At 68.0% G+C, this 11,729-nt stretch carries 9 protein-coding genes and 1 pseudogene; 6 read left to right on the forward strand and 4 right to left on the reverse strand.

The annotated features are described in order from the left end of the window. Positions 1-322: 322 nt before the first annotated feature. Positions 323-745 (forward strand): annotated as a pseudogene (locus HNQ73_RS08905) (VOC family protein). A 34-nt stretch (positions 746-779) separates the two neighbouring features. Here the strand turns inward: HNQ73_RS08905 and HNQ73_RS08910 are convergent. The 4 genes from HNQ73_RS08910 to HNQ73_RS08925 form a co-directional block, all read right to left on the reverse strand. Then, a complete protein-coding gene (locus HNQ73_RS08910) occupies positions 780-1,148 on the reverse strand; it encodes a hypothetical protein (RefSeq protein ID WP_183334414.1) in 369 nt (122 codons plus the stop codon). A 17-nt stretch (positions 1,149-1,165) separates the two neighbouring features. Further along, the gene (locus HNQ73_RS08915) at positions 1,166-2,734 is read right to left on the reverse strand and encodes a S10 family peptidase (RefSeq protein WP_183334416.1); all 1,569 of its coding nucleotides are present in this window, start codon (positions 2,732-2,734) and stop codon (positions 1,166-1,168) included. A gap of 119 nt (positions 2,735-2,853) precedes the next feature. Beyond that, positions 2,854-3,306 carry a DNA polymerase III subunit chi gene (locus HNQ73_RS08920; protein ID WP_183334418.1) on the reverse strand — a complete coding sequence of 151 codons (453 nt, stop codon included), beginning with the start codon at positions 3,304-3,306 and terminating at the stop codon, positions 2,854-2,856. 11 nt (positions 3,307-3,317) lie between these two features. Further along, a complete protein-coding gene (locus HNQ73_RS08925) occupies positions 3,318-4,817 on the reverse strand; it encodes a leucyl aminopeptidase (protein ID WP_183334938.1) in 1,500 nt (499 codons plus the stop codon). 221 nt (positions 4,818-5,038) lie between these two features. Here HNQ73_RS08925 and lptF point away from each other — a divergent pair, with 221 nt between their 5' ends. Genes lptF through rsmA form a run of 5 tightly spaced genes read left to right on the forward strand, consistent with a single transcriptional unit; the run spans position 5,039 to position 11,716 of the window. Continuing rightward, entirely contained in the window at positions 5,039-6,199 is a 1,161-nt protein-coding gene (gene lptF / locus HNQ73_RS08930) for an LPS export ABC transporter permease LptF (RefSeq protein ID WP_183334420.1), read from the forward strand. A 4-nt stretch (positions 6,200-6,203) separates the two neighbouring features. Further along, positions 6,204-7,292: an LPS export ABC transporter permease LptG gene (lptG, locus tag HNQ73_RS08935; protein ID WP_183334939.1), complete on the forward strand. Its 1,089-nt coding sequence runs from the start codon at positions 6,204-6,206 to the stop codon at positions 7,290-7,292. Between the two features lie 38 nt (positions 7,293-7,330). Further along, complete coding sequence (locus HNQ73_RS08940; RefSeq protein ID WP_183334422.1) at positions 7,331-9,853, forward strand: LPS-assembly protein LptD; 2,523 nt, start codon at positions 7,331-7,333, stop codon at positions 9,851-9,853. A gap of 1 nt (position 9,854) precedes the next feature. Next, on the forward strand, positions 9,855-10,862 hold the full coding sequence (gene pdxA / locus HNQ73_RS08945; protein ID WP_183334424.1) for a 4-hydroxythreonine-4-phosphate dehydrogenase PdxA: 1,008 nt from the start codon (positions 9,855-9,857) through the stop codon (positions 10,860-10,862). Continuing rightward, the gene (gene rsmA / locus HNQ73_RS08950; protein WP_183334426.1) at positions 10,859-11,716 is read left to right on the forward strand and encodes a 16S rRNA (adenine(1518)-N(6)/adenine(1519)-N(6))-dimethyltransferase RsmA; all 858 of its coding nucleotides are present in this window, start codon (positions 10,859-10,861) and stop codon (positions 11,714-11,716) included. The genes pdxA and rsmA overlap by 4 nt, the downstream gene beginning before the upstream one ends. The last annotated feature ends 13 nt before the right edge of the window (positions 11,717-11,729 follow it).

Here is an 11,729-nt window from a genome sequence, read left to right on the forward strand (position 1 = left end):
GTGGGAAGGGTCTGAGATGGACCACCCTCAGCGGGCGCCCACCGTCATAAGTTAACGCCATCCGAAGCGGATTCAAAGAGTTTTCCACAGGGCTGCGCGATCCACAGGGATCGCGCAGCTCATGCGGCCACTCTGCGGCTCGTCGCAGTTGTTCCGCGGGAACACAGCCCTCCGCGACAACGTTTCGGCACTGCCCGCAGCGCCTGCGGGAAGCCGGCATCAAGGCCGGGAAAGCGCCCCTTTCCCACCGCACGGCACCGGCCGGAGCTCCGGCCAGGGCCGGCGCAAGACGAGCGGGAGGCAGCCCAGGGCGTTGAAGCGGATGGACAATGTCGGGATCGTCGTGGAGGACCTTGCGGCGGCGATCGACTTCTTTCGCGAACTCGGCTTGACCCTCGAAGGACGGGCCATGATTGAGGGAGCCTGAGCGGGAAGGGTCACCGGCCTCGGCGACCAGCGCGTGGAGATCGCCATGATGCGCACGCCGGACGGCCACGGCGGGCTTGAGCTCTCCCGCTTCCTCGCGCCAGCGGTTGTCGCGGACCACAGGAACGCCCCGGTCAACGCCCTGGGCTATCTGCGCGTCATGTTCGCGGTGGACGACCTCGACGAGACGCTCACGAGGCTGGGCCGCTACGGCGCGCAGCTCGTCGGCGAGGTCGTCCGCTACGAGGACGCCTATCGCCTCTGCTACATCCGGGGGCCGGAAGGGCTCCTCATCGGCCTCGCCGAGGAGCTCGGCTGATCCGCCGGCCCGTTACGACGCGACGCAGGGCCCCTTATTCCACGATCCGCGTCAGGCGGTTGTCGGTGAAGAGGTAGAGCTTCTTGCCGGTGGGCTCCTGGTAGAGCACCTGCACCTCGCGCTGGCCTTTGCCGCTCTCACCGATGAGCACGTCAGTCGGCTGGCCCTTGATCGCGACAAGAGCGCATTCGGTCATCCCGAGGGCGATGTCGGCCGGCCCGCCCGCAGCCGGGTTGAGGCTGACGTCCGCCGTGCAGCGCCCGTCCGGCCCAAGCACAGGCTCGCTGGTACCCGCATGGACAGTGACGGAGCTGTCGTTGACGAAAGCGGTGCCGGCCACGTCGGCGGTGCAGGCGCCGATCAGAAGGGCGGTGGCGCAGACGAGCGCACTCTTCATCATCATCGTGCTGTCATCCTCTCCTACTTCACCCGTTCATAGAGTGGACGCACGGCCTCCTTCAGGGCGCGGCGCGAAGTGTCGCGCGTGTAGAACATATGGCCGCCTGGCAACACCTCGAGCCCGACTCGCGCACCGTCGCTGCCGAGCGCCGGCAGCTGGTCGAGCGCCAGCTTGGAGGAGAAATAGGGCGTCACGAGATCCGTGAAGCCATGCACGACGAGTGCCTGGGCCTTCCCGTCGAGGGCCAGCACGGCCGCAAGGTCGCTGAGCACCTCGGGCTGCCGGCGGCCGGAGCCCCAGTTCCAGCGGCCGCTGACTTCCCGGTTGAGCAGGTGATAGCGCGCATCGACCCTGTAGCCAAGCGCGCGGGCGAGGTAGTCGACGCTCGCACTGGTGAGCGGCGCGACGGAACCGTCGAGCACCGGATCGTCAAACTCCGACCGGGCGGCGAAGGGGTCGGGATCGAGAGCCGTGACGTTGCCGTCGTAATAGCTGCCCACCCGCTCCCGGTCGCGGTGCAGCTCGCGCACAAAGCTCGTCAGGTCCACCCTGCCGGCGAACCGGCGCACCAGGGCTTCATCGAGGCCGGTGAGGCGAGTGACATCGGCGATGAGTCGCTCCCTCGCCTTCCTGTCGCGCGGCCCTAGCAGGAAATCGGTAAGGAACGGCCCTTCCGCATAGCGCTCTGCCTCGGCAAGCTGCGCGCGGCTGGTGACGGTCTTGCCTGCCCGCTCCAGCGCCGTGGCCGCGAAGGACGGCAGCCGCGCGGCGGGGGCGAGCGGCGAGACCGGCCCATCCTCGATGAGAGCGAAGTCGAGAACCGGCGAGATCATCACCAGCGTGCCGACGCCGACGCCGAAGCGCGTCTGCAGCGCACGGGCCAGCTTCGGCACGCGGAAGCCGCCGTAGCTCTCGCCCACCAGTGCCTTGGGCGACGCGAGCCGGTCGTAGCGGTTAAGGAAGCGCCAGACGAAGCTGCCGAGCGCGGAGATGTCGCCTTCCACCGACCAGTAGCGGCGGCGCACCTCGGCATCATCCGTCAGGAAGCGGCTGAAGCCGGTGCCGACCGGATCGACGAAGACGAGATCGGTGAAGGCGAGCCAGCTCTCCTCATTGTCACTCAGCACCGGCGGGCTCGACGGCACCTCGCCCTCATTGCCGAAGGAGAGCCGCTTGGGGCCGAGGGCCCCGAGGTGCAGATAGGCCGACGCCGCACCGGGGCCGCCGTTGAAGGCGAAGGTGATCGGCCGCTGCTGCGGATCGGCCCCTTTCCTGAAATAGGCGACAAAGGCGATGTCGGCCTCTGCGCGGCCGTTGGCACCCTCCAGCACGATGCTGCCGGCGATGGCCTGGTACTCGATCGTCTCGCCGCCGATCGTGATCTGGTGCTCTGTGGTGACGGCCGGCGGCAGCCGCCGGGATTCGGCCTGCTCGCGGCGGGCGCCGCGGCGCGCCTGGCCGACCTCGTCGCTCGCCGGAGCGGAGACCGCTGGGGCAGGCTCGCTCTCTTCCTGCGCAGCGAGCGGCGCAGCGAGGCCGAGAGGGAGAAACAAAGCGACAAGGAGGAGGAAAGTGGCTCGTTTCGACATGGCTCCATCCGGCTGACACGTCGGAAGACGGTGTTCCGACGCTGTTGAGGCCGGCACCGTGCAGGCGGCAGCGGCCGGGTGGCAGTGGTGCGCCGGTTCCATGGCTGGAGGAAGGCCGATCAGGCCTTCTTGATCCAGCGACCGGCCTCGTCCTGCTGCCAGTAGGTGGCGGCGAGGCCCATCTCGCGCGCCCGCTTCCACTCCTCGCGCGCCGCGACCAGGGCCTCCGCGTCGTTGCCGTCGAACATCAGCACGATGCGCTCGTAGCCATCGACGCTGTCCGGCAGGCGCGCCGAGGCGGCGAGGAAGCGCACCTGCGCACCGTTGGGATTGTGCCGCCCGGTGGTGAGAAGGACGGGCTGGCTCGCCGCATCCCCCTCCTTCTCCGTGCCGTGCGGCAGGAAGCTCTCCTCCGAGAACGTCCACAGGTGATCGTCGAGCGCCGCGAGACGCTCCTCGTCGGGCACCTCGACGACGACACGCCAGCCACGCTCGAGGCTCCTCGTGATGAGCACCGGCAGCACCGCCTCGAGCGGCTGGCGCTGCAGATGGTAGAAGAGCACCTCGGCCATGGCCTTTCCGGTCAGCTCTCGTAGTGATCCTTCACCAGCTGGTCGAGCAGCCGCACGCCCCAGCCCGATCCCCAGCTCTGGTTGATGTCACTCGATGGGGAGGACATGCCCGTTCCGGCAATGTCGAGATGCGCCCACGGCGTGTTGTTGACGAAGCGCTGCAGGAACTGGGCGGCGGTGATGGAGCCGCCGTTGCGCCCGCCGGTGTTCTTCATGTCAGCGAACTTGGAGTCGATGAGCTTGTCGTACTCGGGCGCGAGCGGCATGCGCCACACCTTCTCGCCCGTGGCGCGGCCAGCGGCGGCGATGCGCTCGGCAAGCTCGTCGTTGTTGGAGAACAGGCCAGCATGCTCGGTGCCCAGCGCCACGAGGATGGCGCCCGTCAGGGTGGCAAGGTCCACCATGAAGGCGGGGCCGTACTTGTCCTGCACGTGCCAGAGCACGTCCGCAAGCACGAGCCGCCCCTCGGCGTCCGTGTTGACGATCTCGATGGTCTGGCCTGACATCGACGTCACGATGTCGCCCGGACGCTGGGCCCTGCCGTCGGGCATGTTCTCGACGAGGCCGATGGCGCCGATGGCATTGACCTTGGCCTTGCGCGCGGCAAGGGCGTGCATGAGGCCGACGACGCAGGCAGCGCCCGCCATGTCGCCCTTCATGTCCTCCATGTTCTGTGCGGGTTTGATGGAAATGCCGCCCGTGTCGAAGGTGACGCCCTTGCCGACGAAGGCGATGGGCTTCACATCGTCCCGCGCGCCGTTCCAGCGCATGATGACGACCCGGCTCTCGTTGTGCGAGCCCTGCCCGACGCCGAGCAGCGCCCGCATGCCGAGCTTCTTCAGGGCCTTCTCGTCGAGGATCTCGACATCGACGCCAAGCCTGGAGAGCTCCGCCGCGCGTTCCGCAAAGGCGGCAGGGTAGAGCACGTTCGGCGGCTCGTTGACGAGGTCACGGGCCAGGAAGACGCCATCAGCCACCGCAGCGCGGGACTTCCAGGCGCGCTTGGCGGCCGCCGGATCGGAAACGTGGATGGTGACCCGCGCCGGCGCACCGCCGTTGTCATCGTCCTTCTTCTTCGTCTTGTAGCGGTCGAACCGGTAGGAGCGCAGGAGAACGCCGAGGGCGAAATCGGCGGCGTTCTCGGCTGAGGCGGCCTCGCCCGGCGCCTCGAAGAGCACGTGCGCATGGCCGCCGGCGGACAGCCGGGCGCAGACGGCGCCGCCGAGGGCTGTCCAGTCGAGCCTGGCGCGCTCCTCGCCCTCTCCGAGGCCGGCGACGATCAGCCGGTCGGCGGCAAGGCCGCCTGGGGCAATAAGCACCAACACGCTTTTTGCCTTGCCCTTGAAACGCTCAAGCTCGGCCGCGCGGGCGATGGTCTCGTCGAGCTCGGCCCCGAGAAGGCCGGCCGCAGACGGCGCGCTCTTGCGGTCGGCCCCCACGAAGACGACGACGTCGCCTCCCTCCGCCGGCTTGTCGTAGGGCTTGAACTCGAGCTTCACGTTGTGCGCCATGTCGTCGTCCCCGTTGCCGTTCTGCGCGTGGCCCGGCATCTGCTGCCACGAATCCGGCCCGTCGTCTGGGCAGATATAGCATGCATGGAGAGCTTGGGCAGGCAGCCGGCCGGAATGACGAGAAAGCGAGGCGGCACGTCTTGCCTCTTGCCGAAGCGGTCGCGGCAGATTAGCTCCAAGCGCTGGAAGGCGGACGGGGCGGGGCGCGACCAGGCGGGATAATGGGCCAGATCGAGCGATACATCTTCCGCAATGCGGTCATCGCCTTCATGGCCTGTCTCGTGGCGCTGACGCTCGTGATCTGGGTCACCCAGATCCTGCGGGAGCTCGATCTCGTCACCGGCAAGGGCCAGACATTCGCCATCTTCCTCACGGTGACGATGCTGTCGCTGCCGGCGCTGATCACGATCATCGCACCGGTCGCGCTGTTCATCGCCACACTCTACGTGCTCAACAAGCTCAACGGCGACTCCGAGCTCATCGTCATGAGCGCCGCGGGGATGGCCCCTGGGCGGCTGCTGCGGCCCTTCGCCGTCATCATGCTGGCGGTGAGCATCGTCGTCGCCGCCATGACGCTCTACCTGATGCCGGCAAGCTTCGCCGCGCTGCGCGACCTCATCACGCAGATCCGCGCGGATTTCGTCGCCACGATCGTCAAGGAAGGCCAGTTCACCACCCTCGAATCGGGGTTGACCTTCCATTTCCGCCAGCGTGCCGGCGATGCCCTGCTCGGCATTTTCATGCAGGACCGGCGCGACCCCGAAAAGACGACAATCTATCTCGCCGAGCGCGGCCAGACGGTGGACGTCAACGGCCAGAGCTACCTCATCCTTGAAAAGGGATCAGTGCAACGGCAGGAGCCGAACAGCCGCGATTCCGCCATCGTCACCTTCGAGCGCTACGCTATCGACCTCTCCAGTTTCGGCGAGAACGGCGGCGAGATCGTCTACAAGCCGCGCGAGCGTTCCACGATGGAACTCCTCTTCCCGAACGAAGAGGAGAACTACTACAAGATGCAGGTGGGGCGGTTCCGCGCCGAGCTGCACGAGCGTTTCGCCGCGCCGCTCTATACCATCGCCTTCACGCTGATCGCCTTCGCCGCGCTGGGCGAGCCGCGCACGACGCGCCAGGGCCGCGGCTCGGCCATGGCCGCGGCGCTCGTCGCCGTGGTGCTGGTGCGCATCGCGGGCTTCGCAGCCTCGAGCGCCCTCGTGCGGACGCCGGCGGCGGTGGTGGGCGTCTACGGCGCCCCCATCCTCGGCAGCCTCGGCGCGCTCTTCCTCATCTTCGGCGGGCACAGCCTGAAACGCCGCATGGCGCGGGTGGCCGATTCCGTGGCCGGTTACATCGCCGCCTTCCTGCCGCGGCTGCGGAGGGCCTGACATGATGCTCATCGGCCCGACGCTCACGCGCTATTTCTCCGCCCGCTTCCTCGTCATGATCGCGGGCGTCTTCGGCACGGTCTTTGCCCTCATCTACACGCTCGACTTTGTCGAACTGATGCGCCGTGCCGGCGACGCACAGGGTGCCTCGACCGGCCTGATGGCGATGCTGTCCCTGCTGCGCACGCCGTCGGTGGCGGAGCAGGTGCTGCCCTTCGCCATGTTGTTCGGCGCCATGGCCGCCCTCCTCAACCTCAGCCGCCGGCTGGAGCTGGTGGTGGCGCGCGCCGCGGGCATCTCCGTCTGGCAGTTCCTGCAGCCGGGGCTGCTCGTGGCTCTCGGCATCGGCATCTTCTCGGTTGCGCTCTACAATCCGCTGTCTGCGCTGATGAAGCAGCAGGCGAGCGCGATCGAGGGCCGCATCTTCGCGACGGCCACCCGCGCCTCTGGCGGACAGGAGATCTGGCTGCGCCAGAACAGCGTCGACGGTCAGGCCATCATCCGCGCCGAGGTCGCGGTGGAGAACACGACCACGCTGGCACGCGTCACCGTCTTCCTCTTCTCCCCAGATGGCGCCTTCCGCGAGCGGATCGAGGCGAACCAGGCAGAATTGAAAGAGGGTTACTGGGATCTTAAGAACGTCCGCATCCTCTCCGTCGATGCGGAGCCGCGCAACCACGACAGCTATCACCTGGCCACGACACTCGACCCCGCTCAGGTGCGGCAGAGCTTCACCTCGCCCGATGCCGTGCCGTTCTGGAGCCTTTCGGGCGTCATCGAGCGCACGGAACGCGCCGGGCTCGACGCCACGCGCTACCGCCTGCAGCGCGACATGCTGCTGGCGCGGCCGCTTCTCTTCGTCGCCATGGTGCTGGTCGCCGCATCTTTTTCCTTAAGGTTTTTCCGATTTGGTGGTGTGGCGCGGATGGTTCTCGGTGGCGTCGTCGCGGGCTTCGTGCTTTATGTTGCGACCGAAGTCATGAAGGACCTCGGCGCGTCGGGCCTCGTCAGTCCGCCGGTCGCGGCGTGGTTTCCGGCAGTCGTTGGGAGCTTGCTCGGGGTGCTCGCCCTCCTCTATCAGGAGGATGGCTGATGCGCCGCGGGAAAGGCAGGAACCGGCAGGGTGTGGGTATGCGCTCGAGTTACGGCACGGTCGCAGGGCTAGCGATCGCGGCGGCGCTGTGCGTCGGCGCGTCGGAGGCTGCGAACGCGCAGGGCACGCTCAACGACCGCCTCGCCGCCACCACCCAGCAGAGCGGCAACCAGGACGAGCACCTCGTCGTCGAGGCGCGCGAGATCGTCTACGACAACGACAAGAACACCGTTTCGGCTGTCGGCGACGTGCACCTCTACTACCAGGGCCGGGTGCTCGAGGCCGACCGCGTCACCTATGACCGCAACACGCGCCGCGTCTATGCCGAGGGCAATGCGCGTCTGACCGAGACCGACGGCACCGTCGCCACCGGCGAACGGTTCGAGCTGACGGACGACTTCCGCGACGGCTTCATCGATTCGCTGCGCATCGAGACGACGGACAAGACGCGCTTCTCCGCGCCGCGTGCCGAGCGCACCAGCGGCGAATCCACCACCTTCGAGAAGGGCACCTACACGGCCTGCGAGGCGTGCAAGAAGGACCCCTCGCGTCCCCCGTTGTGGCAGGTGAAAGCTGCCAAGATCATCCACAACAACAGCGAGCAGATGATCTACTACGAGGACGCCTCCATCGAGTTCTGGGGTGTGCCTCTCCTCTACATGCCGTATTTCTCGACGCCGGACCCGACGGTGAAGCGCAAGACGGGCTTCCTCGCCCCCCGCTTCGTCACCTCGTCGTCGCTCGGCTACGGCGCGTCGCTGCCGTTCTTCTGGAATCTGGCGCCCAACTACGACCTCACCATCACGCCGACCATCCTCAGCCGCCAGGGCGTCCTCGGCCAGGTGGAGTGGCGGCACCGGCTGATGAACGGCTCCTACAACATCCGCGCGGCCGGCATCTTCCAGCAGGACAAGAAGGCCTTCCTGCCGCCGCCGTTGGGTGCCGGCGACAAGACGTTCCGCGGGTCCATCGAGACGACGGGGCGCTTCGACATCAACCAGCAGTGGAAGTGGGGCTGGGATGTCGCGCTGACGACCGACAAGTGGTTCCTGCAGAACTACAAGATCAAGAGCGAGAGCATCACCTCGACCTACTTCAAGGAATCGACCTCCACGGTCTATCTGACGGGTCGCAGTGATACCGGCTTCTTCGATCTGCGTGGCTACTACTTCCGCTCGCTGTCCTACGAGGACTGGCAGAAGCAGCAGCCTGTCGTGCACCCGGTGCTCGACTACAACAAGCGTCTGCCGGGCCCGAGCTTCCTCGGCGGCGAGGTGACGATCGACGCCAACGTCACCAGCCTGACGCGTGATGCGGCGCAGTACGCGAGCGTGCCAAACGCGCTGTCGACACCCCTGTTCACCACGTCCGGCGGCCGCTCGATCTACTACACCTGTGGCACCTTCACGCCGGCGGACTGCATCGTGCGTGGCGTCGGCGGCACGACGACGCGCGCCTCCGTCGGCCTGTCCTGGCGGCGCAGCTTCATCGACCCGCTGGGCCAGGTGTGGACCCCCTTCGCCGGCCTGCGTGTCGACGCCTACGCGCTCGACATCAACACCACCCGTTACCAGAACGGCGAGATCTCGAACTTCCTCAACCCGAACGAGAATTTCCTCGCCCGGGCGATGCCGACCGTCGGCCTCGAGTACCGCTACCCGCTTATCGCCGCCACCAACGGCCTCGGCACGCACACCATCGAGCCGATCGGCCAGATCTTGGTGCGACCGCGCGAGACGCGGATCGGAGAGCTGCCGAACGAGGACGCGCAGAGCCTCGTCTTCGACGACACCAACCTCTTCGAGTGGAACAAGTTCTCGGGCTACGACCGCGTCGAGGGCGGCGTGCGGGCCAATGTCGGCCTGAAATACGCGCTGACGATGGACAAGGGCGGCTATGCCGACGTCCTCTTCGGCCAGTCTTACCAGCTCGCCGGCCGGAACTCCTATGCCGCCGGCGACATTGCCCATGTCGGCCTCAACTCGGGCCTCGAGACGAAGCGCTCGGACTATGTCGGCCGCATCCACATCGCGCCGAACTCCAGGCTGTCCTTCACCGGCCGCGGCCGCTTCGACGAGCGGGACTTCAGCCTGCGCCGCCTTGAGCTGCAGGCCAATGCGACCCTCGGCCCGGTCACGACCAGAGTGATGTATGCGCGCTACGCGGCCCAGCCGGAGCTCGGCTATCCGACGCGCCGCGAGGGCCTGCTGACCAGCGCCAGACTCAAGGTGTCGGACAACTGGTCGCTGAACGGATCGATCCTGCTCGATCTCGATCGCTACCTGCAGGATCGGCAGAACTCAATCGCGAATCCGCAGATGCCCTATGCCAAGTCCAATCCCTGGACCGTGGCGGGCCTCTCGCTCGGCGCCGTCTACCAGGACGAGTGTACGCTGTTCGGCATCACCTATTCCTCGAGCTACAAGGACGCGGCGACCGGCACGAAGAACCGCGACCAGACGCTCATGTTCCGGCTGGAGCTGCGCACGATCGGCGAGGTCAGCTATCAGCACCAGCTCGAGAATGGCACCTCGCTCACCGACGGGGTGAGCAGCAACTGACATGACAGGCAAGGCCCTCGCGCTGACACAGGGCGATCCCGCGGGCATCGGCCCCGAGATCGCGCTGAGGGCTTGGCTGCGGCGCCGGGAAGCGGCCCTGCCGCCCTTCGCCCTCGTCGGCTCCGGCGCCTTCATGCAGGGCCTTGCCGCCCGGCTCTCGCTCGACGTCCCCGTCGAGGTCGCGACGCCGCAGGATGCCGCCAGCAGGTTCGACAGGGCGCTGCCCGTCATCGAGACGGGTCACGAGGTCGAGGCCGAGCCGGGCGTCCCCTCCCCGCGCTGGGCGGCGGGCATCATCGCCGCCATAGACCTTGCGGTGCGCCTCACCCGGGACGGTGCGTGCACCGCCGTCGTCACCAACCCGATCGCCAAGCACGTCCTCTACGAGGCGGGCTTCGCCCACCCGGGGCATACGGAATACCTGGCCGCCCTCGCGGCCCGGCCCGGCACACCCGCTCCCCATCCGGTGATGATGCTGTGGAGCGAAGATCTCGCCGTTGTGCCCGTTACCGTCCACATACCGCTGGCGGCCGTGCCGGCGGCGCTGACCACGGAGCTGATCGTCGAGACGGGCCGCATCGTCGCCCGCGATCTTTCGGCGCGCTTCGGCATCGCCCGCCCGCGTCTCGCAATCGCCGGGCTCAACCCTCATGCCGGGGAAAAGGGCGCGCTGGGCTCGGAAGACGAGGCCATCATCGCCCCGGCCATCGCCACCCTGCGCGCCGAAGGCTTGGAGGCTGGCGGCCCCTACCCCGCCGACACCATGTTCCACGCCCGGGCGCGGCGCGGTTACGACGCGGCGCTGTGCATGTATCACGATCAGGCCCTCATCCCCATCAAGGCTCTGGCCTTCGACGAGGCGGTGAACGTGACGCTCGGCCTTCCCTTCATCCGCACCTCGCCGGACCACGGCACAGCCTTCGACATCGCGGGCAAGGGCGTGGCCCGAGAGGACAGCCTGTGCGCCGCGCTGCGGCTCGCGGGCCGGCTGGCGGCGGCCAGCCGATGAGCGCCATCGACGACCTGCCGCCGCTGCGCGAGGTGGTGCAGCGCCACGGGCTGATGCCCAAGAAGTCGCTGGGCCAGAACTTCCTCTTCGACCTCAACCTGACCATGCGCATCGCGCGCGCCTCGGGCCCGCTCGAAGGCGTCAGCGTGGTCGAGGTCGGGCCGGGGCCCGGAGGGCTCACCCGCGCCCTCCTCGCCGGTGGCGCGCGGCACGTGCTCGCCATCGAGCGCGACGAGCGCTGCCTGCCGGCGCTTGCCGAGATCGCCGAGCGTTATCCCGGCCGCCTCACGGTGATCAACGCCGATGCGCTCACCCTCGACCCCACGGCCCATCTGCCGCCAGGGCCGGCGCGCGTGGTGGCCAACCTGCCCTACAACGTCGGTACCGCCCTCCTCGTCGGCTGGCTCACCACCGAGCCGTGGCCGCCGTGGTGGCAATCCCTGACGCTGATGTTCCAGCGGGAGGTCGCCGAGCGCATCGTGGCCGACGAGCGGCGCCCGAAGGACTATGGCCGCCTGGGCGTGCTGGCCGGCTGGCGGACGCGGGCCTCCATCGCCTTCGACGTCTCCCCCTCCGCCTTCGTGCCGCCGCCGAAGGTGGTCTCTTCAGTGGTACACATCGTGCCGCGGGCGGAGCCCGAACCCTGCCGCCTAGGCGCGCTCGAGGCGGTCACCCAGGCGGCCTTCGGGCAGCGGCGCAAGATGCTGCGTCAGAGCCTGAAGGGGCTCGCTGGCGGCGACACGACCCGGCTCATCGAGGAGGCTGGCCTCGCCCCGACAGCGCGTGCGGAGGATATTCCCGTCGCCGGCTACCTCGCCCTGGCAAGGGTACTCGATCGGCACCTACACCTTTGAGCCTTTGGCCCGC

Source organism: Chelatococcus composti, from assembly GCF_014201415.1.
Lineage (GTDB): Bacteria > Pseudomonadota > Alphaproteobacteria > Rhizobiales > Beijerinckiaceae > Chelatococcus_A > Chelatococcus_A composti.

Excerpts from the sequence above, each read along its gene's own strand:
- HNQ73_RS08910 (WP_183334414.1), bottom strand. The coding sequence starts at position 1,148 with ATGATGATGAAGAGTGCGCTCGTCTGCGCCACCGCCCTTCTGATCGGC.
- HNQ73_RS08915 (WP_183334416.1), bottom strand. The coding sequence starts at position 2,734 with ATGTCGAAACGAGCCACTTTCCTCCTCCTTGTCGCTTTGTTTCTCCCT.
- HNQ73_RS08920 (WP_183334418.1), bottom strand. The coding sequence starts at position 3,306 with ATGGCCGAGGTGCTCTTCTACCATCTGCAGCGCCAGCCGCTCGAGGCG.
- HNQ73_RS08925 (WP_183334938.1), bottom strand. The coding sequence starts at position 4,817 with ATGGCGCACAACGTGAAGCTCGAGTTCAAGCCCTACGACAAGCCGGCG.
- lptF (WP_183334420.1), top strand. The coding sequence starts at position 5,039 with ATGGGCCAGATCGAGCGATACATCTTCCGCAATGCGGTCATCGCCTTC.
- lptG (WP_183334939.1), top strand. The coding sequence starts at position 6,204 with ATGCTCATCGGCCCGACGCTCACGCGCTATTTCTCCGCCCGCTTCCTC.
- HNQ73_RS08940 (WP_183334422.1), top strand. The coding sequence starts at position 7,331 with ATGCGCTCGAGTTACGGCACGGTCGCAGGGCTAGCGATCGCGGCGGCG.
- pdxA (WP_183334424.1), top strand. The coding sequence starts at position 9,855 with ATGACAGGCAAGGCCCTCGCGCTGACACAGGGCGATCCCGCGGGCATC.
- rsmA (WP_183334426.1), top strand. The coding sequence starts at position 10,859 with ATGAGCGCCATCGACGACCTGCCGCCGCTGCGCGAGGTGGTGCAGCGC.